The organism is Paenibacillus sp. FSL H8-0457 (assembly GCF_038051935.1).
GTDB lineage: Bacteria > Bacillota > Bacilli > Paenibacillales > Paenibacillaceae > Paenibacillus_AQ > Paenibacillus_AQ lautus_A.
Window position 1 is genome coordinate 4,652,410 of record NZ_CP150293.1, and the last position, 26,495, is coordinate 4,678,904.

The following is a 26,495-nucleotide window of genomic DNA, read 5'->3' on the forward strand; positions in this document are numbered from 1 at the left end:
CACGAGCTACTTGTCCCATAATATACCTTATTATAACCCACAGTTTCCCAGTTTGCACAATAGGAAGCATCCTTCTCTTTTTAAACCAAGAAGGCGTGGATTGAAACGTTGGTAGGTGATGGTCGCATGGGAATGAGGCAGGGATGCGCATGTTTTTTCTATTATGAATTTTTCATATGTTGCAATTGTATAATGTTTGGTTTTTCAACTGTTGTTGGTTCGGTCGTTTGGTTCGTTTGGTTCGTTTGGGTCTTAGGAACGATGGCGCGAGCCCACGAAAAAGCCCACACTAAAGGGTGGGCTTCATTTTATTTTCACATGCCGGTGGTTGTCCCGGCGGATGGATGCGATTTTCCGTATGGCCGAATAGAGCGAGGGTTCCGTGCACCCGCGATGCCGACGAGCCATTTTCCGAACGGCAGCTTTGCAAGCAGGCGCGTTGCGGCGTACGCTATCGCCACGCTGATGATCCATGAAGAAAGGATCCTCACCAGAGATGGCATACCAATCAGCAGATACTCATCGACTGCATAGCTTATCCGGAGCGTTAATAAATGCATCAGGTAAGCACCGTACGAATAGACTCCAATGGAGGTTAGGAGCGCATTCGTCCGCGCTCCGGCATGCCGGGTAATCCAGCCGGCCGTATCGTACATGACCATGATGGAGCTAATCAGGAAAAGCGCCATCATCGGCCGCAGCAGCGACAAGGAATAGAACGTGATCGCTCCATTCTCCGCTGAACGGATTTCATTCACGGCCTGCATGAGCATCCAGCCGAACGTAAATGCAAAGACCAGCCATATGGCCGGCCGGGCCTTCTCCAGCCATTTTATCCAAGAGGCATGATATAAGCCGGCTGCTGCCCCAAGCGCAAAATAGAAGAAATAATAAAGTGCATTCCGATCCGCATAGGTTGTGAACAGCTCGCTCCACACCGGTATGCTCAAACTTCCCATCCAGTGTCCGATATCGTTGATCACTCCCGTTAATCCCACGTACAGAAGCCCGGAAAGAACCAGTATCGTAAGCTGCGTCCGTATGCCGCATCGTTCCTTGATTCCCAGTATGGCGGATCTGAAGAGTGGATACAGCAAATAAAATTGGAACAGCATAATAATATACCAAAAATGCGAGCTGGCTTTTCCGGTTAACCATACTTCCCCAAGAAATTTCCAGTCCCCGATCAATGCGGGATTAAACTTATGATTGATTAATAACGTGATCAGGGTCCATAAGGCAAAAGGAACATAAATGTCGCCGAATCGTCTTTTGATGAACCTGCCGTATTGTAAACGGCCTTTATCATTATAAAACAGCACCATGCCGGTAATAAAAATAAAGACGGGCACAGCGAATTTCGTCGCCATCAGGAGGAAGCCCATCATCAGGCCATCGTTTGCCGTCATCCCCGGCGCTACCGAATAATGCGCGATGGAGTGCTGCAAAACCACAGCCAGGAAGGCCATTCCTCGGAGGCGCTCGATTTCCGGAATTCTTTGTTTGGACATACTGCTCCCCCTTCATGCTGGCTTCGTATAATCAACCTCATTGTAAGGGACTTCTCCCTTGACGGGCTAATCCAATTATTTACTGGGCATGACGGCTGACTCCATAACCTAGCATTCATCCGTATGATTATGTATATATTGAAAACTTCTATCGGCGTGCGTTCACGGAAGACTTACCGCGGGTAGCGACCTCGTTTCTAAACGAATATCTACAAGGCACAAATGAGGAAGTGTTACTTTCTAACCACAAAAAAACCGGTTCCGAATCGGAACCGGTTCACGCGCCTTTACAGCAGCGTAGTTCCTCGAGGCGGCAATGTGTCGTCCCGGTCTGGATCAGCCGCACCGTATCGCCCCTCGTTTCTGTAATCGTAATCGCGGAATATATCGTAAATGCCGGTATTCTCTTGATCGGCGTCAACCAGAACGAGAATCCTTCCCTGCTCGACATAGGACTCATATTCCTTCGCCTCATCTTCCGGGATGCCAAGGCCGATAAAACCTCCGACCAGCCCGCCGGCTCCCGCACCGACTGCTGCGCCCGTAAGCGTCGCTGCTATCGGTCCGGCCGCAAGAATCGGGCCGATGCCGGGTATGGCGAGGGCTCCCAGTCCAGCCAGCAATCCTGCCGTGCCTCCAAGTATGCCGCCTGTTGCTGCACCCGCAGCTACTCCTTCGGGAGCCATCGTTCCCGTCTGCTCGGCTATCATGTCCGCCTCGCGTTTGTCCTTCGCTATAATGGAAATGGCATCGTTCGGAATTCCGTGCCGCTGCAGCTGCTCTATAGCTTGAGCGGCCTCCTGTTCCGAACGAAATACCCCAACAACTTTCTTCTCCATGATAAACCCTCCTCATCGGTGGTCGTTCATATTTAACATTACCCGACGGGAGGGGAAATTAAACGTGGCGCTGCCTTGTTATGCCTTGGGTCTGGTCCGATTTGTTGCAATCGCCTCCAGCGGATCATCAGGCCAATAATGCTTAGGATATCTACCCTTTAGGTCCTTTTTCACCTCGTAATACCCGTTTGCCCAAAAGCTCGACAGATCCGAGGTAACCTGGACCGGTCTCTGCGCAGGCGACAACAAATGTAAGGTCAGCGCAACGCGCCCGCCGGCAATGCGCGGCGTGTCCCGCATCCCGAACATCTCCTGCAGACGAACGGCCAGAAACGGCTGTTCAGGGTTGCTGTAGTTGATCGGGATCTGCGACCCGCTCGGCACCTTGATATGCGTCGGGGCTTCTTTTTGAAGCTGCTGCTTCTGCTCCCAGCTGAGCATATGCTCCAAGAGCGTTCCGGGTGCCAGTCGCCTGATATCATTACGATTCCGCAGCCCGTCCAAATAAGGAAGCAGCCACGCTTCCGCGCGATCCAGCAATCCTTCGTCCGATACATCCGGCCAATCCCCTTCGGCTTCGTGCCGGAACATAAAGGCCATCCGTTCTCTCAGCTGCACGGCCGCCTTGCTCCACTGAAATAAGCCAAGGCCCTCCTGCCTGATCCCTTGCAGCAAGGCGCGCGCTATTTCCTCCCCTGTCGGATTGGGATAGGCTTGTTCCTTGACCACGATGGCTCCCAGCATCAGCTTCTGCCTGGCCCTGATGCTGCCGGAAGCTGTATCCCATGCGACTTCTTTCTGCTGTTCCATCTCGTCAAGATAATACTGCTCAAGCCAGGCTTCATCCATTTCGGAAGCTAGCTGGATATTCCCGTCTGCACCTTGATCATCTACGGCTGCGGCCACAATGTACCGGGCACGGCTCATAGGCTGAACCGCAGCCAACTTCACGCCCCTGCCGCTGCGCATGAGAAACCCGCTGCCTCCCCTGTTCTTCGCGATCCGATCCGGATAGGCAAACGACAGCAGCAGGCCGCAGAGGTTCAGGTCACCGTCAGCTGCATATTCGATATTCAGCTGGGCATGGAGCTTCCGAATCTCTTGTTTCATCCGCTGCAGCACGGCTTCGTTCGCCGTGTCCTGTTGGGCGGATCGCAGTCCTTGCTGTTCAAACAAGAGAAACTGTTCCACGCGCGAACGCAAATCCTGGTCCCGAAGCGCATCGCTTCGGCTCAGTATATCGCGCTCCTGAAGCAGAACAGCGATTCGGATGGCTAGCGGGGCCTCGCCGATTTCCTGTGCCTTCAGCAGCATGTGAGCCAGCCTCGGATGAACTCCAAGCAGCGCCATCTCACGGCCGTGCCGGGTGATGCTGCCCGTATCATCCAGAGCCGATAGCTGCTTCAATAACGCTTGACCTTGCGCATAGGCCAGCCGAGGCGGCGCGTCAAGCCAAGCGAGCTGCTCCGGATCACGCGCACCCCATACGGCCAATTCCAAGGCCAGCGGCGCAAGATCGGATTCGCGGATCGCCGGAATGGTACTCTCCGGCAGATGGCGGTGCTCTTCCTCACTCCACAAGCGATAGCACACGCCGGCCGAGACGCGGCCTGCCCTGCCCCTTCTCTGATCGGCGGACGCTCTGGACAGCCGCCTCGTGATCAATTGCGGCAGTCCCGTTCTCGGGGAGAATACCTCTGTTCGCATATAACCGCTGTCCACGACGGTTTTGATCCCCTGAATGGTAATGCTGCTCTCCGCGATGCTAGTGGACAGAACAATTTTACGCCGTCCGTTCACATCGCGTTTTATGGCTTCATCCTGCTTCTCCGCCGGAAGGGCGCTGTATAATTCACGAATGACGACTTCTGGGCTTAAGCCCGTTCTTAATAATTCATTCGCGGTCCGCCTGATTTCACGAGCCCCTGGCAAAAATACGAGAATATCGCCTTCCTGTTCCGAGAGCGCGCGCATAATGGCGTTAGCAGCACCTTTATGTATCTCATCCAGTGGGAACGAGCGCAGATAGCGAGTCGTTACCGGAAAAGCACGCCCTTCGCTGACGATGACCGGTGCGTCTCCAAGGAGCTTTGCAACCGGCTCCGCCTCAAGGGTAGCGGACATGACCAGCAGCCTTAAATCTTCCCGCAGCACCGCTTGGGATTCCATCGCAAAAGCCAGTCCGGCATCGGCCTGCAAATTCCGCTCATGAAATTCGTCGAATATAATCATGCCGATGCCGGTCAATTCCGGATCATCCTGCAGCATCCGCGTCAAAACGCCTTCCGTGACGACCTCGATCCGGGTGTCCCGTCCGATCTTGCTGTCCATCCGGACCCTGTACCCGATCGTTTCTCCTATCGCTTCTCCCAATGTGGACGCCATATATCCAGCCGCTGAGCGGGCCGCGATCCTTCTGGGCTCCAGCATGATGATCCGTTTGCCGGCAAGCCAAGGTTCATTCAGAAAAGCAAGCGGCACTTGCGTCGTCTTCCCTGCACCCGGTTCGGCGATCAACACGGCATGAGTTCCTGTTGATAAAGCCTTTTTCAATTGCGGTAATACTCGGTGAATCGGTAGTTCAGTCATGGATATCTCTCCGTCATCCTATCGAATATCAATATAATCCCTTAATTATATTAAACAGCCGATTTACGTCAAGTAGGCCATTGGCTGGCGAGAATCGATGCATATGCGCTACAATATGAGTATCATTCCCATGGAAACATCAAGATTCAATTAGTCGGAAGGTGAAATGTATGGAGCAGCAAGCCACATTTCGCGGCCGCTTTGCCCCTACGCCATCAGGTAAGATGCATATCGGCAATGCCTTGACCGCTTTGCTTGGATGGCTGCAAATGAGGAGTATGAACGGTCAATATATTCTCCGAATCGAAGATATCGATGTGCAGCGTTCCCGCCAAGAGCTCGCAGACGAGATCATGAGAGATCTGGAATGGCTCGGATTGGATTGGGATGAAGGCCCCGGCGTTGGCGGAGCCTGCGGGCCGTATCATCAGGCTGCTCGCCACGCGTTATACGAACGGGAAATCGCCAAACTGAAGGAATCCAGTATGTTGTACCCCTGCTATTGCAGCCGGGCGGATATTACGGCAGCAGCCAGCGCACCGCATGGCATTGCATCGGAGGGTTTTCGCTACCCGGGAACCTGCCGAGAGTTGACCCGGGAGGAAGCTGCCCTGAAAGAGCTTCATAAGAAACCTTCGCTGCGCATGAAGGTGCCGCACAGAATCGTTTCCTTTGTTGACGGCATTGCCGGGGTGCAGCGCTACCGGCTATCCGACGGCGGAGATTTTGTCGTGAGGAGAGCCGACGATATCATTTCATATCAGCTCGCAGTGGTGGTGGATGACGCGCTAATGGGCATCACCCATGTGCTCCGTGGAGCTGATCTTCTGGACTCCACCCCTCGTCAGCTGCTGTTGTATGAAGCGCTGTCCTATCAGCCGCCGCAGTTTGCGCACACACCGCTGATGGTGGATGCGGAGGGCAAACGGCTGGCCAAGAGAACCCGCGGGCTCAGCCTCTCCTTTCTGCGCGGCCAGGGCATCGCGCCGGAACGCTTAACCGGCTGGCTGGCATGGACAGCCGGCCTCCTGGATCACCCGGAAGCAGCAACTCCTGCGGAATTGATCCCTGTTTTTGATTTATCGAAAGTTTCTTCATTCCCCATAAAAATTACGGATCCTGTCAAAAACCGGCTGTTCGAGCTTTAACTTTAGCGAAAAACAATCAGCGCCAGCCCTTTCATTCTCGAGGCGAGAAGAAAGACTGGCGCTGTTCCGTTATTCCTTACCGGTTAATCGTTCCCTGACCTTGGACTCATACTGCGTAAACGCGCTGTTACCGCTTAGCCCCCGCTGTTCCAGCAGCAACTGCAGTCTAAGGTGCTTTTCGTTCAGCTTGCGTTTGAGCTGCTCCTGCTCGCCCTCGTTTCGGGTAGCGCCGAGCAAATCATAGAGCTGGACACATTCCTTCCGAAGCGTGACTTCTTCAGGAACGTAACCCGCGTTTTTCATGATGCGGTAGGACATTCTCAAATCCTCCGGGATGTGCGAAAGATCGTCGATCGGGAGTTTTTTGCCGGCAAGAGGCAGGTTATCGAATTCTCCGTTGCGGATCGCTTCCTCAATCTTCTGCTCAGCCAATCTGTAAAAGATGCTCATGTAAATCCAGCCTCCTCCTGTTCCTCTGTCCTCTCATCATAAATCAGCCCGCAAGATATTCCAAGTTCAAAAAGTAGGGAATCACACGCAGGTGCACCTGATCCCGCTTAAGACATTACAACAGCGATTCCGCTCCATCTATGAAGATCTGCGCCCCTGTAATATGCCTCGACTGGTCGGAAGCGAGAAACGCCACCAGATCGGCAACCTCTTCAGGCGTCCCCGGACCGTCTGCCAGCGGCTGACTTCCTTCCGGATATTCAACCGGTATCACGATTTCCTCCAAATCTCCTTGCTTCTTCGTGCTTTGGTCGATGTTGGTGGATATCGCGCCGGGACAAATTACATTCACTCTGATTTTGAATTGTGCCAGCTCCAGCGCAGCCATCTTCGCAAAGGCGACCTGTCCCGCTTTCGTTGTGCTATAAGCGCTCATGCCAAAGTTGGAGAAGGTTCGAGTGCCATTGACGGAGCTGGTAATGATGATGCTTCCCTGTCCCCTCTTCTTGAGATGCGGAATTGCATATTTGACCGTCAGAAACGTCCCGTTCAAATTCACGTTCAGCGTCTTGGCCCATTCCTCCAGCTTCATTTCATCAATCGGCGTCATCACGCCGTTGATCCCCGCATTGGCAAATACAATATCGACGCCGCCAAATATCTCCACCGTTTCAAGGACTGCCTTCTCCACCCGGTCGGGATCGGTTGTATCCACGTCGAATGCTCTGGCCGCCCCTTCGCGAATGGAGTTGATTTCCGATTCCGCTTGGTTGGTCCTGTCATCCAACAGATCGAATAGGGCCACATTCGCGCCTTCCTTTGCCAGCTGAATGGCAGCCGCCTTTCCGATGCCTGATCCGGCACCGGTAATGATCGCCGTTCTCCCATGAAAACGTCCGTGTCCTTCATTCATGTCCAACACGCTCCTTTTGTCGTTATCCGTTATGCGTTCATCTGTCACAAGATTACCCAAAAGGAGTTGTTTTATAATCATGATTTCTAATTTTTTGCAAGATCCGGTTGGACTTACACGTCCGTTCGCGAAAAGATATAGGCTGAGAGCTGATATGAAGCGAAAACCACCAGGCAGGATATGCCGAGTCCATACCAAAGATAATCCGTTTGCAGGCCATCCGACCACACCGTATTGATAGCCATCGTAATCGCGAACAACACCGCTACCAGCACCAGCTTCAGCGTTTGTCCGCCCTTGGGCCCCAGCCAATAATAGAGAGGATAGTACACGGCTATAAACAGGATCAAGGAAATGCCGGACACTATATTTTGATAAAGAACAGCGCCTTCTCCATCCCCGCCTAACCAGATATAAGCGACTTGGATCAGGAAACCCGCTAATAACCCGATCAACATAAACAAGAGGGAAGAGACATACTTGCTCAACACAATGTCCCGGCGACGTATCGGCAAGCTCATGGAATATTTATGGAAAGGATGCAAATCGGTATTCGATATGACGATGATCATCATCCCGGCCACCATATAACCTAAGATGCCGACGGCATTGCCAAACGAAAACAACGCCAGCCAGATCGCAAAGAGCCAAGCATACTTACGGATGACCATCCAATCCTTATGAATGAGGGGAACGATATGACTCATGAACAGCGTCTCCTTTCGAAGTGTAATACATAATATCCTCCAGGGCAGGCCGCTCGTATAACACGCTGTCTCCGAACAGCTTGTGCGCGGATTCCCGGTTTGCCGAGAGAGCCTCGAACCCGTATGGCGTTTCCTTGAGGCCGGTAAACTGCTTGCGGACATCCGGGTCCAACAGGTCGCTGCTGCCTTTGACAATGACATATTTGTCGATAATTTCATCCTTGCCTTCACTGAACACGATGCGACCCCGGTGAATAAAGGTGATGTAATCCGCGATTCGATCCAGATCATCCGTATTATGCGTCGAGAACAGGATGGTACGGGTCTCATCCTGTATAAAATCGCTCAGCAATTGCAGCAGCTCTCTGCGAAATACCGGATCAAGACCCGCTGTCGGCTCATCCAAAATCAATATTCGCGGATCATGGGCCATGGCCATCGCAATGGAAAACTTCATTTTCATGCCTTTCGAGCAATCCTTTAGTTTCTTTCTGCCGGGAAGCTCGAACATCCGCATCAGCTGATCCATTCTGGTGCTGTTCCAGCGCTTATAAAAAGGGGACGTCATGCGGATAATTTGATTCAGCGTTAAATACTCATAAAAAATATTCTCGTCCGAAACAAAACCGATCTCTTCCTTATAACTTGCATCGTCCGAGCGAAGCCGCCGGCCATTCACGACGATTTGGCCTGAATCCGGGACAACCATCCCCATGATGGAGCGGATGAGCGTGCTCTTGCCGGCTCCGTTGGGGCCGATCAATCCGGTAATGTATCCCTTAGGGATAAGAAGCGAAATGTCGTTCAGCGCAAACGATGGATATTTCTTGCTCAGATGGTTGATTTGCATTGCAGGTTGATCCTGATCCTCTATTCCGTCTACATGCCTCATTCGGTTTCCTCCTTGTTTATTGTATGGATCATCTCGAACAATTCCTCGGCCTCTATAGGAATGCTCCGGCATTCCTCGAGAATGTCCCTGATTTTATCCTCGATCAGGCGCAGGCGCTGCTCCCGAATCATATCTTGATTGCCTCCCGATACGAAGGAGCCTCTGCCTACCATCGACTCGATCAAGCCCACGGCTTCCAGCTCGCTGTATGCCCTCTTCGTCGTAATAACGCTGATTCCCAAGTCCTTGGCTAGCTGCCGGATGGAAGGAAGCGGCTCTCCCGGCTTCATCTCTCCGCGCATGATGCTCTGCCGGATCTGTCTTTCAATTTGCAAGTAAATCGGCTCGCCGCCGGAATGGGATAGAATAATCTGAATCATCGCAATAATCATTCACCGCCTTTGCTGTACCTGATATTAGGGTTCGGTATGTTGATGATGTGTATATAAAGTATTCATTGTATATATACAATATACACACTAGATGATGCCGCGTCAATTCCGTTTATTATCGCATCCAAGTAAAAAAAGCCGGACCTCATGGGTCCGGCTCGCGAAATAATCGGTCATTTCTGTATTACCATACGATCTCCAGAAAGGAAGCATCATCTTCCAGGCCGCCTGTATGGCGGGCATTCATTAATACTTGCACTTGCTCATCGGGAATCGGCTCCTTCATCGGGTCCAGATCCGTAAGCCCGTCGCTGTATAATTGAAGGCGATAACCGGTCTCCGGTTCCAGCTTGCACGTAAACACGTGAGGACTGCCTCCGATCGGTCCGGTGCGGGAAGACCAGCGTTCGGCCGTTCGGAAGCGGTCTCCGAATATTGAAGTAATCTCGTCCTGCTGACGCCATAATCGTACCCTGGAGTCTCCCTGCCAGGCAAGCCACAGCCTTCCTTTTCGACGAAAACCCGATGACCGCTCGATGCGTCCGCATATGTACATGGCTTCGCTTCCCTTGCGCTGCTTCTCCTCCAGCACTTCACGCAGAAGCTTGGGGGTTTCGGAGCTCAGCGAGTGCGTGCGCATTTCCCGATCTGCTTCATGCGTTAGTTCCTTCAGCTTGCGCTCCAGCGATGAGGACGTGGGATCTTCAACCGTATCCAGCCAGTTCATCAAGCCCTGACCGAGCAGGCGCGAAGCCACATCGCCTCGATAACTCAAGCCGACGCCGTCACACAATACAAAATGGCAGACCTCTTCATCCATTTTCAATGCAATGAAATCCTGGCCCGTCTCGGAGAGCATGACGGATTCCGCCGCTCTGCCATACGCATAACGACATGTGAACAAATCCCTAATCTTCGTAAGCGGCTCTTCCCCGGTCTGCTTGCTCTCGTAATAAAACGACGCTGCTTGAGCCTTCCGCTTGCGAATCCCCAACGTTTCCATGCTTCTAGCGTATGATCGCTTCATGCTGTGACCTCTTACCTTACCGGCGTGGCGGCTGACATCTGGAACCCGATGGACACCAGCTCGGAGCATGTGCCCGGGAGCATCATCAAGGCCCCCGGACTCAGCTGATAATCCGCCTCAACCAGCATTTCTCGATAGCTTTCGGGAAGAACGGAAGACATCATCTTGAGTTTGCGCGCGTGTTCATCCTCAAGCTGCGTATCAGCCAATATCCCCTTCCAGCGGCGTGGTTCGGAGATCGGCTGGTTCATCAGATGGTCGGAGATGAAAATATTCTCCACCAGTACGTTTCCGTCCGGAACGCTCATATTCATGATACGGCGGGCAATCGGTTCCGGGTCCTCTCCCGTGGCCACGCCATCCGTCATATGGCATACGAGCGGCGCAGGGCAATCCTGCATGTTGGGAATCTCCGATTGCAGAATTTTCTCGGCCTGAAGAAACGCTTTGGCCGAATCGGAGAAACGCTTCGGCGTCAAATCCGGAAGCGAGCCGATCGCCGCAATTTCGTCAATGCCCTTGATCCCGTTTAACAAATCATATACATCGTCGCTGTATGCAAGAATGGCAATCCGGTACCTCGGCGTCAGCCGGTTCCCCTTGGTGGAACGAAACACCATTTGCCGAATGGCTAAGGATAATGCTTCGTAAACAACATCAATCCTTCTGCGATCCTCCATCAGCATATTCATGGACGCGCTGATATCAATCAGATATATAATGAGCGCTGGCGTGCGCTGTGATGCTTGAATGGTATAGTTCATCGTGAATAACATTCACCCCTGCAATTTGTCATGTTTACTTCTTTACAGTTTAGGTATCCAGTGGCTGTCGTCACTGATGAATTGCTGCAGATTGTTAAGGCGGCTGCTCATTTTGCCAACCGTTTTGTAATAGGATTTGTCCTTGTTATACAGCGCTATGAATTCACGCGCGGCATTCTTCGCGCGGTCCTTGTTGCCGGCAACCTGCGCATTATATGCCTTGTTATATAAGGCAACCAGTTCGACAACGTTTTGGGACCGCTGCTTCTGAAGCTGGGCTGCTTGCGCTTGCTGAGCAGCACGCGCTTGAGCCTGTCGTTCCGCTTCCGCCTTGGCCGCTGCCTCTTCCTGAGCCTGCCTTTTCTTCTTCTCTTCCTGCTGGGCTAAATACGCCTCGTATTTTGCCTGATTATCATATTTCTCCTGCAGCGCCTGCTTCTTCTTTTTCTCCTCAAGCGATGCCAGATAAGCTTCATACTTCGCCTGCTTATCATACTTTGCCTGAAGCTCGGATTTCTCCTTCTCCTTGCGCGCCAACTCGGCTTCCTCGGCCTTCTTCGCCTCTTCCGCCTTCAAGCGTTCCTCTTCGGCTTTTTTGGCCTCAGCTTCCTTCTTTGCAGCCTCTTCCTGCTGCTTCCGCGCTTCTTCCTCCTGCTTGCGCGCAGCCTCTTCTTTCTCCTGGGCCTGCTGCTCCGCTAAACGCTGGGCATCCATCTGGCGGCTCTCGGCCTTCTCAGCCAATATCTGATTCACCGTAATCGCGGAGCCCGCTAAGATCACGATGGCCGCAGCGGTAGAAAGCATGAATTTGCGGGATGACAACAAAGCTTTAATGCCTTTGTTGGATGATTCTTCAGCGGGACGCAGTTGTTCCTCCAGCCCCTGTATGGCGGCGGCAAGCTCCACTTCAAGCGGACTGTCCTTCTTTACGAAGTGATACGCCGAACGGAATATCTCCAATGCTCCGGAAAGATTGCCTGCCTTCTCCAAATCGCGTGCCTGATGAAACAAGCGTCCTACTACATTGTCGTTAACCTCTCGCGTGCCCGGCTCGATTCCAAGCGATGCCATGATGTCAGCAGGCACCTCCCGGGAACGTTCAGATCCGGATTCATCCGAATCGTCATCCTGGGCAGCCGCAGCGGCAGTGGCGGCGGCAGCCGGAGATTCTTCCACCACTTCTTCCTCACTTACCGAGGATAAAGCGATAAGCCACTCGCCAAAGGTAGGGCAGCTGCTCAAATCCTGACTGTCCCAAGCTCTGCCGAACAGATCCGAAATCCGTGTGCCCCAACGCTGACCTAGCGATTTTTTAAGCAAAAAATAACGTTCGCATGGAGTCTGCATTTCATGCTGATCAAAATAGCTTTCGCCCCATGCCCGATTCACGATAGCCGGATCGCTCCACCCCAGCATCTCAGCAATGATGACGGCCCCTGCAAAACGATCGGCATACGCACTCCATAAACCGCTGTGCACCGTTCGATGCGCCGCATATCCCGGCGAGCCGGCGAGCAAAACGTCGGGACGGTCCATTTTTGGACTGTACATCTGCTCCACATCGACAAGCTCCACGGCGGCAGCGCCTTCCGGCAGCTTCACTTCCGAAAAAAACGGAAGCATGACATTGGGCGCAGACAGATCGCAATGCGCCAATCCGCGCTGCTCCATGCTAGAGCCGATGGCTGCCAAAGCCTTGGCCAGCATCAGGCTTTCGGAACGTCCCAGATTACGCTGATCGCTTATAACGTCAAACCAAGTACATCCATGAATCCATGGCATGATGACCGCGTAGAGCAAATCCGGATATTCCGCTATCAAATCTCCGTTTCTTTCGGGAGTGAGCACCTCTCGACTGCTTACCTGCAAACCCGGTATCTCGCGATAATTCCCCATATGCTCGGATTGATAAACCATAGCCGGAATTCTGAACTTAGGAAAAAACACTTTAAGTGCTTTGGCTTCATGCAGCTCCCCATTCACGGGGATCAGCTGGTAGACGATCCCTTGCCTCCCAGCCTGGGCATAAGCTACGCCCGGTGCCGCCGGATGCTGTCCTACCGTATAAGCCGTTCCATTAACAACGATCCCATCGCCCGGGTTTGGCTGAAATGTCATGAACTTCACCCTCTCTTAACTCCATTACCTTGCTATATAACTCTATTAACCGATTGAACCGCGATTGATTCACGATTAACTACATTCTAAATATCCAAAATTGCAAGAAAACCGGGTTACCTACCACCCGGTTTATTTTGCCTATTAAACTATTATAATGCATCAGAAAGCAAAAGTCTCCGAATGATATTAACGGGATTCGTCAGCCATACGGAATTTCTGAGCGATCGCCTTCAGCTCATTGCTGATGCTGTCAAGCGTTTGTACGAAGGAGTTCATCAAGCGGCTTGCTTCCTGGAATTCCTGGAAGAAGCGCTGCTTCGTCATACCATCCCATTGACCTTCCATTCCGTTGATCGATTGCGTCAGGCTGTTAACGATTTGCTGACTTTGATCACCGCTCTGTTTAAATTGGTTCGCTACTTGCTCCACTTGTTCTGGCGTAATTAAAATACGTCCTGCCATTTATGTAACCTCCTTGAAATTCGTTTTCTGGTGACACTTGACATCTTAGCCCAGAAGACTCGGTTTATCAAAATGTCCTCAGACCTAATTTCGAGTTACCCTATACGTCCCAATTTGAAACATTTTCCATCCCGAATTTCCCAAATGGAATAGGGATTTAGTTGGCAATCCCAAACGAAGACGGATCGGTAAAGGTCCAGCTCTGCCCGGCTAATGCGGCCTGTTTAGCCGCTCCCCCGTTGTCTCCGCTGGTCATGCCCACGGCTGCGGCTGCCGAACTCGGGTTCGATATAACCGTGCCGGAGTTACCATATTCCGGAAGTATGGACGAGCGCCCATCCATCCCGGAAGCGGCGAACAGAGCCGTCGGTGATACGGTGCTTACGATAGCATGCTCCAAAATCGTATGGTATTGATGATCCGTTTCTTGAAATTGATCGGCTTTGCTTTGAAGATGCTTGCCCAGCTGAGCAAGAAGAGCTCCCAGATGCTCTCCAAGACTCCGGGCAGACTGCCATTCATCAATAACCGCCGCTTTGAGAGACGTCTCCCAAACAAGGGATTCCATGGCTTGGTTGAGCGTTCTCGTTATCGCTAAATATTCATCGCCACTATGCTGCAGCTGACGGCTTAACGTCCGGAGAGACTCCGGCTCGACAGAAATACGCATTGGTCCTCACCTTTCATACAGGCTCTGTTACTGTTTCAGCCACATGAGTAACATATGACGAAACTGCTCTTTGGTCGCTGGCGCTGCGGTTAGCCAGTCCTGGTCTCCCTCCAGGCTCATACGCAGCAGCCAATTCATGGACTCGTTCACTATAAATGCTGCATTTTGACTTTCCCAGCTGATTCCGTTCCAAATCGACAGCTGGAGTTCCCCCGAAGATACCTTGTTCTTCATGCATTTCGCCAAAGCGATTGAACCCTCCGCATCGTCCGTCAATCTGGCCAAACGATCGCCGATATCGTCGCAATTATGCTCGGTAACCGAGGTATAGATATCGCCGAATTCCTTCCGGCTAAGCAACAGTGCCGGAATATCTCCCCAGTTTTGGTCGCTGAGGGCCAGATCCTGCACCAGTTGATCGCAGGTTTGTTCGATGGTACCGAGTTCGCTAAGCATGTAACACCGGTTGTCTTCATCGCTTCTGCATACTTGTATTACCCGTTCGTCAGTAACATGCAAATATCCTTCAAACGCCGAATCCTGATTTTCATATTTCAACCAGCACGCACGTTCCGCAAGACCGGCAATAGCCACTCGTGAGAAGACTTCGGGTGGGATCGACAATTCCCCGCCTTCCTCTTGAATCAAATATTGCTTGCTTAGGAGCGATTGTTTGGTTTTCTCCCATTCAACCGCGATTTCTTCCGTTAAATATCCTACAAAAGGATCTTCAACACCAAGTAATCGGTCCGATCCGATAATTCCAGCCAAGAAGAAAAATTCCTTGTCATTCAGCGTGATCGTTTCTTGTTTGGAAGCATGAATTGTCAACATTATGAGCCACCTCCCCTCAAACTACAACATGCCATCGGTCGCGAATTTCTGTGACCCATCTTTGGGCGTTCCATTCCTCATCGAACGGAACTGCGCCTTTTATTCTGGAAAATTTACGTTTTACGTAGTACCCTTGTCCCGGCGGCAGTATTTTTAGTCCTCCAGGACTATTAGAAGATTCGGAAAAAGGAATCCGGAAGAACGATAAATCGTTGGAATCCAAGGTCCCGAATAAAAATCCGTTTTGAGCAGCTTTGATATCGGTAAACCAGTCGACGCCATACGTCGGGAAATCCGCCGGCACGCCGGCAATGACGACATGAACCCTGCGGTCCCTTCCCTGTCTGACGATGGCCGACAGCTGGTCCTTCAAGGTGAAATCCGAAAGCTGCTTGCTGAGAACGTCGGCGTCATCAATCATAAGCAGGATGGCCGGGTCCTCGCTCTCCTTCGACCGGGTCTGTACCCGTTCATAAAGGCTCGTAATAAGCGGCCCCAGATCCTCCTCATTCTCCGCGTGGCCGCGGACATGCGGGAGATGGTTCATCCGGCTCAGGCCGCTGCTTCCATAGCGCGTATCCACCGTATAGATCTCCAGCTCATCCGGAGAAGTATGATATGCGAGCGATAGCATCCAGCTAAGAAGGAATGACGTCTTACCGCCTTCCATCGGACTGGCAACGATAAAATGAGGCCCATCTTCGAGATTGATCGCAAAAGGAGTCAGATCATCCGTAGCCACCCCGACGGGCACCTGATACTTCACCGTTGCGGCTGCTTCATAAGGCTTTTGCACCTTAAGCAGCTGATGGAGCGGAATCTTGTCCGGCAGCGATTCGATCCGCGGGGCTTCCTCGCCACGCCATGATTCATGGTGTACCCGAATCCTGTCGCGAAGGGCTGCCGAACGGTCCCCCTCCTCCTGGCCGGAAGCCGGAAGTGCCGTCTGGAATTCAAGCGGAGGCACCTGGCCTTTGACCAGCCCTCTTCCTGGCGGAAGCTGGCTCGGGGCTCTCGTGGGACGACCCACCGCGTAATAATAGTCGGCGGGATCGGCAAGCTCGTACGATACCGCTTGCGCGATATTGCTCCGGACCTTCTCGAACATATCCGAAATCCGGTTCGCCGTGATGATAAACGTGATGCCCAGACTGCCGCCTTCCCGCAGCAGGTATTCCAGCATATCATTCTCGTCCGGATAGGAATTCCTAAAATTCAGATAACCGTCAATAACCACGACCAGCTGCGGAACCGTCACCGTGCTGCCACGGCGGTAGGAAGCAACGGTCTTCACGCCAGCCTCGGCGATCATGTCTTTGCGTACTGCGGCCGTTTTCGCAAGAAAACGAAACAGGCGCTTGATCCGGTCATCTTCCTCTGCCGTCATGACTCCTCCGATATGGGGCAGTCCTGCAAAGTCCCGCATCATTCGGCCCATATCCACGATATATCCATGCCAAAAGTCCGGGGTATATCGACTCGCCAACGACATGAGCATCGTTTGAATAAAAGTCGTCTTGCCGAGCCCTGGCATCCCATATACGGCCCAGTGGCCCTGCTCCAGGTTGAGCACGAGCGGCTTCTGGCATTGGTTAGGCAAATCGTCAACCATTCCGACATAGGATACGAGAGCCGAATCGCCGAACGTAACCGGCTGCTCGATGCCGGATTGTACCGTCTCCAAATCCAGGCTCTCCGGAAGCGGTGGAAGCCAAGGCCCCTGCAGCCGTTCGATCCCTTGCGCCTTGGCCACTTCCGCTACATGGTCGATAAACACCTGCAGCTGTTTGGGCACTTCCAGATGCGCTCCCAGGGATGGAGTCGACGCAAGCAGCGGTTCCGTCTTCCCGTTGATCCGGACCTCGCGGATGGAAACAGCGCCAGGCGTATCCTTCTCTTCAATGTAAGGAGCGCCGCTCCAAGCAAATTGCATTTCTTCAAACACTTCATCGCTGCCCACCTGGAAGTAGCCTCGTCCGGGCTTGTTGATCCAGGCTGCATTCGGTATCTTCAGCATGTCGCGGCTGTCGCCTTCGCTTTGTACCCGAAGACAGATGCGGAAGCGCGAGTTACTCCAAATTTTATCGTCCACGACGCCTGCCGGCTTCTGGGTCGCCAAGATCAAATGGACACCCAGCGTTCGCCCGATTGCGGCGATGCTGATCAATTCATCCATAAATTCCGGCTGATCTTTCTTCAGCTGCGCAAATTCATCAATGATAATGACGAGATGCGGGAGCGGCTCGCCATGGCGATTGCGCAGCAGCTTGTAATACTCGTCAATGTGCTGCAGGTTTCCCGCATCGTTCAATATTTTCTGGCGGCGGACCAATTCGGCTTTGAGCGACACCTTCGCCCGCTCGATCAGATTGTTGTCCAAATTCGTTATGGTGCCCACGACGTGCGGAAGGTTCACAAACGTATTGGACATGCCGCCGCCCTTATAGTCGATGAGCATGAATGCCAGATCATGAGGGTGAAACTCCGATGCCAGGGAAGCCACGATGGATTGGATAACCTCGCTTTTCCCGGAACCGGTCGTTCCCGCGATCAGGCCATGCGGACCATGACCTTGACGCTCTATTTTATCATGAAGATTCAAATTAATCTTCTTTCCGCCCGCTCGCACACCCATGGGAACGGGCAATGAATCCGGATATCGGTTCTGCTGCCAGCGTTTATATACATCCAAATCGTTGATTTTCTGAATATCCATCATCTCGAATAGTGCCAAAACGCTAGGAATATCGGATGCAGAAGACCGCTTCAGCCGAATCGGCGCCATATACCGGGCCAATGCTTCGATCTGTTCCCTGCTGATGTGATGGGATTGGAAGGATTGCTTGGAAACGGTGCCGTCCGGTTTCTTGATCGTGTACGCCGCCTGCTCCCGATCGACTTCGACGATAAGCTGGCAGTGCATCGGCAAGCTTTCTTTCCGGTCGGACAAGATGATGGTGACGGCGTCAGCCGCATCGGCATCTTCCATCAGCAGAGGCAGCAGAGGTTCTTCCTCAATCAATTGGGCTGCGGATAGGATCACAACGTAAGCCGGCGTCTCAATCGATTTTTTTCCATGTTCGGAGCGATTGTTTTTACGCCGGTATAAATGGGTAAATATTTCATCAGCAAGCTGATGCGCATTGCTCCGTCGATCTGCAAGATAGCGGCTGGAACGGTCATCATCCCAGGTATGGGGCAGCCAGCGCAGCCACTGCCATTCGCTTGCTTCCCTCTCCTCGTAGAAGGCGGCGATTTTCACTTCGTCAGGCGAGTGCCTGACGGCGGTTTGGGCCATCATGACGCGAAGCATGTTTAATACGCGTTCTCTTCCGCCGACGATCCCGATGACCTTGGATTCGAATAACGGCAGTGCAATCGAGGCATCGTCGACCGTCTGGAACTCGGATGACAGCAATTCGGCCGCTTCGATTAACGGGTCCTTATCATACCCGTCCGCACGGGGAGGCTTCACGTTAATGTGAAACGGAACTTCCCCCTTGCCCACGCAAATCTCCAGAAAATCCTTATCTTCCGGGGAACGTTCCCATAAACTGCTGCTCCGGTTCTTCACAACGTTGTAACAGACGTCCGGATCCCCATGGATGTCAAACAGAATATGGACCTGATCCTCCTGCCGCTCCTTCAGTTCTTCCCGATGCACATCAAGCTGAGCCCGGTACTTCTGATTGCGTTCGGCCAGGTTCTTCTGATAGGTCTTCTTGTTACTTAAATACATGAAGAACGGCAGCGTGTAGGATGTCAGCATCATAAAGATGGAGAGCATCTGGAACATCATGTAATTGGGATTCCCCATCTTACCGCTTACGTTCATATAGACATAGAAACCGATCGTCGCCGCCGTCATAATAATCGGTATGATGATGGCAATCATGGAAAACGACGGCTTGCTTGGCTCGGACGGGGGTCTCAGAATTTCCAAGTCTTCATTCGGTAAAGCCGGTCTAATGCGCGGCGAACGTTGGTACAACACGTTCATATGTCACTTCCTCCTAATCCAAAGCATCTGAAATGTACAATTATGTATTTGGCTGTTTCAGTTAAAACCAATGGGTTACTTACCCAATTTCAACTCTCTTGAAACAACGATCTTCTGCCATAGACAGGAGCTTCATCGGTGGTTGTCGAGAATGCGCGCTGCAACCGAACGTAGGAGCCTTCCCTCAATCCCGCTTCAACCAGGTTAGAGTGGCCGCCTACCGTAAACCACAAGCCTTCCGGGAATTTCGCTTCTAATATATATTGAATCCCTTCACTCGAGGGTTCGCGAAAAAGACGTAATCCCAGCAGCTCGTTCAACCGTTCAATAGAGCATTCATCGGGTACGTCGATATCAAACCAATCATCTTCGTTTCGACCGCTGATCACGGTGAGTATCATCTGGTCAACCTGCCTTCCTCAAAATGGTAATCCTATGTTTATTCCATATTGAAAGCCCAATCACCTATTTCAATAGTTGCAAAAAATAGTTACATTATTGTAACTATATCATTCCAGGGTCTGTTCTGTCAATTTGTGTCATATTTCCTATTTCCTATTTCCGATGCGGATTTGTTGGTTCCGAGGAACTATTTATGTATTGATTATAGGGGGAATCCGGGTTTTTCGACGGTAAAATCCCGTCGTTCACAAAAATGTCACGCTCATAAAAATGATGCTGATTAATTCTATGAATTTAAGGTTATTTTAAGATTGGCAATTTATAATGCAAATATCATGAAAAAACTTTCGTGAGGTGATTGATATGAAAACACTGATCATGTTCCAAAACAAGCCGGTTCCCGTTTATTTTACTACGGATAGCAAGCAGCCGGTTCAAAAGGTATTGAAACTGCTAACCAGCGCGCTTGACCATAAAATCCAAACCGGCAAAAAGGCGCTGCAAAAATGCCTCAACTCCCTCATCAGCATTGAAATCGAGGGATCCGAGGCAATTCTACACAGCAAAAGCGAAAACGACTCTCTTGCGCTATCTCTCTTTTAATAAAAGAGGGGTAGCCCTTTTTTTTGTTTGTCTCCATTATAACCCGTAATAACGATCCTCGGCTATCTGCGCCCGCTGAATTCGGATCTGGAACAATTTCACGAGATTTCTCCGCGTTGTGATCTCCTGGCAATTACTCAGCTTTTTTAATATAAACCGATCGATGGACATACTGTTCATCCCTCCATTCTTGTCTTGGAAAAACGACCCTATGTTCTGATAACTTCTATTAACCGTGCCTTTTCAAGATTAAACGAGACTTCCGCCCTTATACAAAGCTTCTCACGGTTCGACGTTTTTTGATGCTTACCCATTTTATGATCAGTACCTTGCATTATTCAGTACTAAGTGATATCTTATTGTAGATCATTACTGAATATTAATTACTACCTCGTGATAACAGCATGAACATGGACTTACGAAAGGAGGTCTCGCCGTATGAATGTCAGTATTCAATTCAAAAAAGGCGTTCTTGAACTCTGCGTGCTTGTGCTGATCCATCGCAAGGACCAATATGGCTACGAGCTGGCTCAAGCCGTCTCCCGGCATATCGAAGTAGCCGAAGGCGCCCTGTACCCTCTCCTTCGCAGGCTTGTTAATGAAGGCTACTGCACCACCTACCTCCAGGAATCGAGCGAGGGTCCCCCCCGTAAATATTATAAGCTGACGGACAGCGGAGTGATTTATATGCGATCTATGGTGAAGGAATGGCAAGCATTTGTAAGCAACGTGACCAATTTGATAGAGGAAGGAAATTTGTATGACTAAAAAACAGTTTATTTCGATTTTGGAATCTCGCCTTGCCGCGCTTCCTCCGGGTGAACGCCGGGAATTCATTCAGGATGTAGAGTCCCATTTTGTCATCGGCATGCAGAATGGGCGTTCCGAAGAGGAGATTGCCCGGGAGTTGGGAGATCCTTTTGAAATGGCGAAGGAAGCGTTAGGCGACCGGTACGTGGATATGGAATCGCCTGCTCCCGCGGCGGTCAGAAGGCCGTCTGCCATAGGCAAATATGCGGTGGGAACCGGTTTGTTCTTCTGTGCATTAGTGACCGTCCCGTTCCTTGCGGCATTATGGTCCGGTGGCGTCGCCATCGCTCTGGGAGCCCTGGCAACCTTGCTGAGCCCGGTGCTCGTTCTGCTCGATTACATCCTGAATGGAACGTTTTATCCGGCTAAATTATTCTTATCGATCTCCTTGATCGGAATCGGCATCTTCCTTGGATATGCCACACGCTCGGCCATGGTTGGATTGTTATCGTTAACCTTGAGGTACTCCAGATGGAATACACGTTTGTTGAAGGGTCGTGACGCACAGTGAACAGAAAATGGTTGTTCAGCTTAGCAATCGCACTTATATTGGTAGGAATTATCGGCATGGCTGCGAACAAGTTTAAATTCGGGGAAGAACTGGTCAGCTACCAGAACCGATGGGATCTGCAGGATGCCGTGAATTTGAAGAAATTAACAATCACCAGCAATATGAATGTCAGTTTCGCGTTTGAGGACAGCGGCGATGATAACGGGTATATCGCTTTTGACGGCAAATTAAAGCCGGAGCATGTCGATATCCTTGAAGCTTTTAAGCCTGCAGGTCAAGAAATCGATTTGGATCTGACTACGGCTGATTCGTTTCAGTTTATGAGCGTGGACTTTCATTCGCCGAAAGGGAAAATAACCATTGTCCTTCCTTCAAGCACATTACTCGAGGAGCTCGATTTATCAACGTTATCCAATAACATCCAGGTAAGCGGAGCTTCGTCCAAGTCGATTGCCATTTCCGTAAAGTCAGGCAACATCAACATGAACGGAATCGTAGCTGACCAGTTGAACGTAGAGAACATTTCGGGCAGTATTCGCGGCTCCGACATTCAGGCCTCCACTCAACTCGTCAATCATTCAGGAAACGTCGAATTGAAAGATATGGAAGGCCCCGTGGACATCGAGGTCACTTCCGGCAATGTAAACGTAGGATTGCTCGGCGTTTCGTCGGTGAATATCCTGTGCAGATCAGGCAACGTGAAAGTGCAGCCTGACCCTTCATTCCGCGGTTTCTATGACCTTAAGTCGCTCACCGGATCGATATCGGCGCCGGAGTCATTGAAGGAAACAACCGATACCATCCAAGTGGAAACCTACTCCGGTAATATCGATATCGTACACTAAGGCATTGTTGACAAACGATAGAAATGAAATATACTATAATTTATAAAGTAAACTATACAACAAGGAGAGTCTTCATACATGTCGAATGTACTATTCATCAAAGCAAACAACAGAGCGATCGAGCAATCGGTCAGCGTAAAAATGTACCATGAGTTTCTGGAATCCTTCAAAGCAAGCCATCCGGAAGATCAAATCACGGAGCTTGACCTGTTCGCAGAGAATCTTCCATATTACGACGGAACAGCCATCAACGGTATGTTCAAAGCCGCCAAGGGTTTGGAAGCTACTCCTGAAGAGCAAGCGGCTGCTGCCAATGTCAGCAAATATCTTGACCAGTTCCTTGCCGCAGACAAAATCGTGCTGGCTTTCCCACTGTGGAACATGACCGTCCCTGCCGTTCTTCATACCTATATCGATTACCTGAACCAAGCAGGCAAAACGTTTAAATATACACCGCAAGGCGTGGTAGGTCTCGTGACCGGCAAAAAAGTCGTCATCCTGAATGCACGCGGCGGCAACTATTCCGAAGGTCCTATGGCTGCAGCAGAGATGGCTGTCAACTTCGTTATGGGCAATCTTCGTCAATGGGGCGTGCAGGATATCGAAACCCTCATCATCGAAGGCCACAACCAGTTCCCTGACGAAGCGGAAAAGATCGTTCAGAATGGTCTTGAGCTTGTTAAAAAGGCCGCTGCCGGATTTTAATTGAACTTATACGTATTCATTCATATAGCACTTCGCAAAAGCTGTCTTCACTGACCAAATCAGTGAAGGCAGCTTTTTTGTTTTGCTTTCGTTTAAAGCGCATCCCAATGCGTCCATTCCTCGCGCGGGTTAAGAATATAGATTTCCTGATCCCGGCTCATATATCGATGATTGATAAATTCTCGCCGAATCGTCGCATAATCCTCGTGATAGCGCTTGATAAACGCATTGATGTCCTTTTCCGGATATTCCCTCCCCGTCTCCAACTGCTCCACCAAAAATTCCATGATGACAAGCTTCTTTTTAAACTGTGCCGGGATGGACCGCAAGGATCCGTCCTTAGCAATAAAACTGCGAAGAACGGATGCTTTGTAGGCTTCTCGGGCAGTCTGCTCCATGCTGGACTCCTCCTTTTCGACAAACAATTTAACGAATTTCTAATTTAACATTTATCTAATTAGATATTAATTAAATTACAATTGTTTGTCAATCTCTTTCTGCATCAGGCCCGCTCGGGCGGGAGTGCGATCGCCTGCATTCTGGATTTATCGCGATAATTGCTGTAGGATTATAATGCTGATAGATAGCGTAAGGTTAATACATAAGGAGGTTCGTCATGCTCGACGTCTTAATTATCGGCGCAGGCCCATGCGGTCTAGCAGCTGCCATTGAGTGCGGCCGCCAGGGCCTCAGCTGCGAGATCATTGATAAACACAACGTAGTCCATTCCATTTATCTCTATCCGACCCATATGCAGTTTTTCAGTACGGCTGAAATGCTTGAAATCGGAGAAGTTCCGTTCGCCATATCGAATGACAAACCGTACCGGCACGAGGCGCTGGCCTATTATCGCCGGGTCGCCAAACATTTTAACCTGAATATTTCCCCATACGAAGAAGCCCTCACCATTGCCAAGCAGCCTGACGGCAGCTTTCAAGTAAAGACGCGGCGACGCGGCGGTGAAGAGACCCTTCGACAAGCCAAACACGTAGTCATTGCTACGGGTTATTTTGATCATCCGAATTATATTGGCATTCCTGGTGAAGACTTGGAGAAAGTAACCCATTATTTCCGGGAAGCCCATCCTTATGCCGGCATGAAAACGGCGATCATCGGCGGCAGCAATTCCGCGGTGGACGCGGCCATGGAGCTGATCCGTGTCGGGGCCGAGGTTACGATGGTCTATCGGGGCGAGGAAGTCTCGCAGAACATCAAACCTTGGGTTCGGCCCCTGTTCGACAGCATGGTTCAAAAAGGGCATATCCAGCTTCATCTGAACTCCCGCGTCGTTCAAATCGCGGAGTCCTCCATTACCGTGCTTTCGAATCAGGGACAGGAATCGATCATCGAAAACGACTTTGTATTGGCATTGACCGGGTTCCGTCCTGATCGCAAACTGCTCGCCTCTTCCGGCGTTCAGCTCGACGAAGATATGGAGAAACCTCTCTATAATCCGGATACGATGGAGACCAATATTCCGGGACTGTACGTCGCCGGCGTAATTGCGTCCGGCCGCAATGCCAATGAGGTGTTCATTGAAACCGGCAGGCTGCACGGCCGATTGATCGCGGAGCATCTGGGCACAAAGGTGTAACCAACGTCTTCCAAAGCGTACATTCCGGGAAGACAACCCGCGTGTAATTGATGTTTATTGCGATATCAGGAAGGCTTGCTCATCGGTAATTCATACTTTCTGATATCTAAATCATAAGGAGTGATCTCCATTGGACGTAACCTCGCTCATTCTGCTGGCAATGGCGGGCCTGGGCATTATCAGCAGCAATTCCGCCGTGACCATAGCCATGCTGGCATTGCTGCTCATCCGCGTCACCGGCTTCCAGCAAGCCTTCCCATGGCTTGAGAAATACGGGCTGACCCTCGGCATCATAATTCTCACCATTGGCGTGATGTCTCCGCTGGCGAGCGGCAAAATGAGTCTCCAAACGATCGGTGAATCCTTCCTGAATTGGAAGTCGCTTCTGGCCATCGCCGTCGGCATGCTTGTCGCATATCTGGGCGGACGCGGAGCCACGCTGATGGGCAGCAACCCTACGGTAGTCGCCGGCCTGCTCGTCGGCACCGTGCTCGGGGTAGCCCTATTCCGCGGCGTGCCCGTCGGCCCGCTTATTGCCGCCGGCCTGCTGTCCTTACTTATCGGCAAATCGTGAAGTCTCACGGAACAACTGTTATTTATATAGGTAAATAGGATAAAGGCCAAAAACCTCCCTGCCGGTTTCATGAACCTTAAGGGAGGTTTATTTGTTCTATATTTAAGTACCATGCCGGACGGGCCGTTACCATATATAGTCTATTTTATGGTATGATAGCTATCGTATTTTAACGGCTTTTCCCGTATTCCCCTAAGAATTAGGATGTATCAGGAGGTAACACAATTGTCTTCAACGAATACCGAATCGGCCGCTGCCCCGTTAAAGCAGCTTCCCATGCTGCTCTTCAGGCAGCTAAGGCCGAAGCAATGGACCAAAAATTTGTTAATATTTGCAGCCCCCCTCTTCTCGTTTGAAACGGTAAATCCGGGGGCGCTAGTTGAAACCCTGATCGGTTTCTTCCTGCTGTCCTTCGTTTCGGGCTGCGTCTACATTGTGAACGATTATGCCGATCGCGAAGCGGATCGCAACCATCCGGTGAAGAAATACCGGCCCATGGCCTCGGGAGCACTCCCGCCTAAGCTGGCCGTTGTGTTCGGCATACTGCTGCTGATCGCTTCGCTGACCGTCTCTTATCTGCTCAATCCGCTGTTTACCGCATTACTGCTGCTCTATTTTGCCATGAACGTGGCTTATTCCTTCAGGCTGAAACATGTTGTCATCATCGACATCATGATTATCGCGGCCGGGTTTGTGCTGCGCGCGATCGCAGGCGGGCTCGTCATTCACGTCCCGTTCACGCCCTGGTTCCTTTTATGTACCATGCTGCTATCGCTCTTCCTGGCGATCGGCAAGAGACGGCATGAGCTTCATCTGCTGCAGCATGACAAGGGCTCTCACCGCAAGGTGCTTGATCAATACTCGTTTGATCTGCTCGACCAGATGAGCAGCATCGTCACAACGGCAACCATCATCAGTTATTCGCTCTTTACCTTTACGTCCGGCAGGACCGTTCATCTTATGTGGACCATTCCGCTCGTCATCTACGGGATGTTTCGGTATCTTTATCTGATTCATATCGAGAAAAAGGGCGGAGCCCCGGACCGGGTGCTCCTGGAGGACTCGCACATCCTGGTCACCGTGATCCTCTATGTCATCAGCGTTATCGGAATATTGATCTATTTTGAGTAAT

At 51.1% G+C, this 26,495-nt stretch carries 27 protein-coding genes; 9 read left to right on the forward strand and 18 right to left on the reverse strand.

Annotated elements, in window-relative coordinates:
- Nucleotides 1–314 precede the first annotated feature (314 nt).
- The 3 genes from MHI43_RS20570 to hrpB form a co-directional block, all read right to left on the reverse strand.
- Nucleotides 315–1,511 (reverse strand): acyltransferase, encoded by a 1,197-nt coding sequence (locus MHI43_RS20570; protein ID WP_015736233.1) that lies wholly within the window; start codon nt 1,509–1,511, stop codon nt 315–317.
- A gap of 287 nt (nt 1,512–1,798) precedes the next feature.
- The gene (locus MHI43_RS20575) at nt 1,799–2,350 is read right to left on the reverse strand and encodes a general stress protein (RefSeq protein ID WP_036661557.1); all 552 of its coding nucleotides are present in this window, start codon (nt 2,348–2,350) and stop codon (nt 1,799–1,801) included.
- A 78-nt stretch (nt 2,351–2,428) separates the two neighbouring features.
- Entirely contained in the window at nt 2,429–4,939 is a 2,511-nt protein-coding gene (hrpB, locus tag MHI43_RS20580; protein WP_036661559.1) for an ATP-dependent helicase HrpB, read from the reverse strand.
- A 170-nt stretch (nt 4,940–5,109) separates the two neighbouring features.
- Between hrpB and gluQRS the strand changes: the two genes are divergently transcribed.
- A complete protein-coding gene (gene gluQRS / locus MHI43_RS20585; RefSeq protein WP_036661564.1) occupies nt 5,110–6,087 on the forward strand; it encodes a tRNA glutamyl-Q(34) synthetase GluQRS in 978 nt (325 codons plus the stop codon).
- Nucleotides 6,088–6,156: 69 nt separating this feature from the next.
- Here gluQRS and MHI43_RS20590 read toward each other — a convergent pair whose 3' ends face one another.
- From MHI43_RS20590 to MHI43_RS20650, 13 genes are all read right to left on the reverse strand, one after another.
- Nucleotides 6,157–6,537: a DnaJ family domain-containing protein gene (locus MHI43_RS20590; RefSeq protein ID WP_036661566.1), complete on the reverse strand. Its 381-nt coding sequence runs from the start codon at nt 6,535–6,537 to the stop codon at nt 6,157–6,159.
- A 115-nt stretch (nt 6,538–6,652) separates the two neighbouring features.
- Nucleotides 6,653–7,450, reverse strand: a complete 798-nt coding sequence (locus MHI43_RS20595; RefSeq protein WP_036661568.1) for an SDR family NAD(P)-dependent oxidoreductase — start codon at nt 7,448–7,450, stop codon at nt 6,653–6,655.
- Between the two features lie 113 nt (nt 7,451–7,563).
- On the reverse strand, nt 7,564–8,157 hold the full coding sequence (locus MHI43_RS20600) for an ABC-2 transporter permease (RefSeq protein WP_036661570.1): 594 nt from the start codon (nt 8,155–8,157) through the stop codon (nt 7,564–7,566).
- Nucleotides 8,129–9,049 (reverse strand): ABC transporter ATP-binding protein, encoded by a 921-nt coding sequence (locus MHI43_RS20605; protein WP_036661572.1) that lies wholly within the window; start codon nt 9,047–9,049, stop codon nt 8,129–8,131. Before MHI43_RS20605 ends, MHI43_RS20600 begins: the two co-directional genes overlap by 29 nt.
- On the reverse strand, nt 9,046–9,429 hold the full coding sequence (locus tag MHI43_RS20610) for a GntR family transcriptional regulator (RefSeq protein ID WP_341283159.1): 384 nt from the start codon (nt 9,427–9,429) through the stop codon (nt 9,046–9,048). The genes MHI43_RS20605 and MHI43_RS20610 overlap by 4 nt, the downstream gene beginning before the upstream one ends.
- A 196-nt stretch (nt 9,430–9,625) precedes the next feature.
- Entirely contained in the window at nt 9,626–10,468 is an 843-nt protein-coding gene (locus MHI43_RS20615) for a hypothetical protein (protein ID WP_015736240.1), read from the reverse strand.
- A gap of 11 nt (nt 10,469–10,479) precedes the next feature.
- Nucleotides 10,480–11,232: a vWA domain-containing protein gene (locus MHI43_RS20620; protein WP_036661656.1), complete on the reverse strand. Its 753-nt coding sequence runs from the start codon at nt 11,230–11,232 to the stop codon at nt 10,480–10,482.
- A gap of 42 nt (nt 11,233–11,274) precedes the next feature.
- Nucleotides 11,275–13,350, reverse strand: coding sequence for a membrane protein (locus MHI43_RS20625; RefSeq protein WP_036661574.1), 2,076 nt, complete (start codon nt 13,348–13,350; stop codon nt 11,275–11,277).
- 189 nt (nt 13,351–13,539) lie between these two features.
- Nucleotides 13,540–13,815: a WXG100 family type VII secretion target gene (locus MHI43_RS20630; protein WP_006211202.1), complete on the reverse strand. Its 276-nt coding sequence runs from the start codon at nt 13,813–13,815 to the stop codon at nt 13,540–13,542.
- A gap of 157 nt (nt 13,816–13,972) precedes the next feature.
- Nucleotides 13,973–14,485 carry a hypothetical protein gene (locus MHI43_RS20635; protein WP_015736242.1) on the reverse strand — a complete coding sequence of 171 codons (513 nt, stop codon included), beginning with the start codon at nt 14,483–14,485 and terminating at the stop codon, nt 13,973–13,975.
- Between the two features lie 27 nt (nt 14,486–14,512).
- Nucleotides 14,513–15,319 (reverse strand): hypothetical protein, encoded by an 807-nt coding sequence (locus MHI43_RS20640; protein WP_015736243.1) that lies wholly within the window; start codon nt 15,317–15,319, stop codon nt 14,513–14,515.
- Between the two features lie 16 nt (nt 15,320–15,335).
- Nucleotides 15,336–19,319: a type VII secretion protein EssC gene (essC, locus tag MHI43_RS20645; RefSeq protein ID WP_036661577.1), complete on the reverse strand. Its 3,984-nt coding sequence runs from the start codon at nt 19,317–19,319 to the stop codon at nt 15,336–15,338.
- Nucleotides 19,320–19,408: 89 nt separating this feature from the next.
- On the reverse strand, nt 19,409–19,720 hold the full coding sequence (locus tag MHI43_RS20650; RefSeq protein ID WP_009590697.1) for a hypothetical protein: 312 nt from the start codon (nt 19,718–19,720) through the stop codon (nt 19,409–19,411).
- 364 nt (nt 19,721–20,084) lie between these two features.
- On the opposite strand from MHI43_RS20650, the gene MHI43_RS20655 reads away from it, so the two are divergent.
- On the forward strand, nt 20,085–20,324 hold the full coding sequence (locus tag MHI43_RS20655; protein ID WP_006211206.1) for a hypothetical protein: 240 nt from the start codon (nt 20,085–20,087) through the stop codon (nt 20,322–20,324).
- Between the two features lie 36 nt (nt 20,325–20,360).
- Here MHI43_RS20655 and MHI43_RS20660 read toward each other — a convergent pair whose 3' ends face one another.
- Nucleotides 20,361–20,495 carry a hypothetical protein gene (locus tag MHI43_RS20660; RefSeq protein ID WP_260871389.1) on the reverse strand — a complete coding sequence of 45 codons (135 nt, stop codon included), beginning with the start codon at nt 20,493–20,495 and terminating at the stop codon, nt 20,361–20,363.
- 267 nt (nt 20,496–20,762) lie between these two features.
- On the opposite strand from MHI43_RS20660, the gene MHI43_RS20665 reads away from it, so the two are divergent.
- From MHI43_RS20665 to MHI43_RS20680, 4 genes are all read left to right on the forward strand, one after another.
- Entirely contained in the window at nt 20,763–21,092 is a 330-nt protein-coding gene (locus tag MHI43_RS20665) for a PadR family transcriptional regulator (RefSeq protein ID WP_009590638.1), read from the forward strand.
- Nucleotides 21,085–21,645 (forward strand): DUF1700 domain-containing protein, encoded by a 561-nt coding sequence (locus MHI43_RS20670; RefSeq protein ID WP_036661579.1) that lies wholly within the window; start codon nt 21,085–21,087, stop codon nt 21,643–21,645. Before MHI43_RS20665 ends, MHI43_RS20670 begins: the two co-directional genes overlap by 8 nt.
- Nucleotides 21,642–22,490: a DUF4097 family beta strand repeat-containing protein gene (locus MHI43_RS20675; RefSeq protein ID WP_162164388.1), complete on the forward strand. Its 849-nt coding sequence runs from the start codon at nt 21,642–21,644 to the stop codon at nt 22,488–22,490. The genes MHI43_RS20670 and MHI43_RS20675 overlap by 4 nt, the downstream gene beginning before the upstream one ends.
- A 78-nt stretch (nt 22,491–22,568) precedes the next feature.
- Complete coding sequence (locus tag MHI43_RS20680; RefSeq protein WP_036661582.1) at nt 22,569–23,195, forward strand: FMN-dependent NADH-azoreductase; 627 nt, start codon at nt 22,569–22,571, stop codon at nt 23,193–23,195.
- A 92-nt stretch (nt 23,196–23,287) separates the two neighbouring features.
- Here MHI43_RS20680 and MHI43_RS20685 read toward each other — a convergent pair whose 3' ends face one another.
- Nucleotides 23,288–23,593 carry a DUF2087 domain-containing protein gene (locus MHI43_RS20685; RefSeq protein ID WP_036661584.1) on the reverse strand — a complete coding sequence of 102 codons (306 nt, stop codon included), beginning with the start codon at nt 23,591–23,593 and terminating at the stop codon, nt 23,288–23,290.
- 218 nt (nt 23,594–23,811) lie between these two features.
- Between MHI43_RS20685 and MHI43_RS20690 the strand changes: the two genes are divergently transcribed.
- The 3 genes from MHI43_RS20690 (at nt 23,812) to MHI43_RS20700 (ending at nt 26,494) form a co-directional block, all read left to right on the forward strand.
- Nucleotides 23,812–24,789, forward strand: a complete 978-nt coding sequence (locus tag MHI43_RS20690; RefSeq protein WP_036661587.1) for a YpdA family putative bacillithiol disulfide reductase — start codon at nt 23,812–23,814, stop codon at nt 24,787–24,789.
- 130 nt (nt 24,790–24,919) lie between these two features.
- Complete coding sequence (locus MHI43_RS20695; protein WP_015736251.1) at nt 24,920–25,363, forward strand: DUF441 domain-containing protein; 444 nt, start codon at nt 24,920–24,922, stop codon at nt 25,361–25,363.
- Between the two features lie 276 nt (nt 25,364–25,639).
- Nucleotides 25,640–26,494 carry a decaprenyl-phosphate phosphoribosyltransferase gene (locus MHI43_RS20700; protein WP_235201720.1) on the forward strand — a complete coding sequence of 285 codons (855 nt, stop codon included), beginning with the start codon at nt 25,640–25,642 and terminating at the stop codon, nt 26,492–26,494.
- Nucleotide 26,495 lies beyond the last annotated feature (1 nt).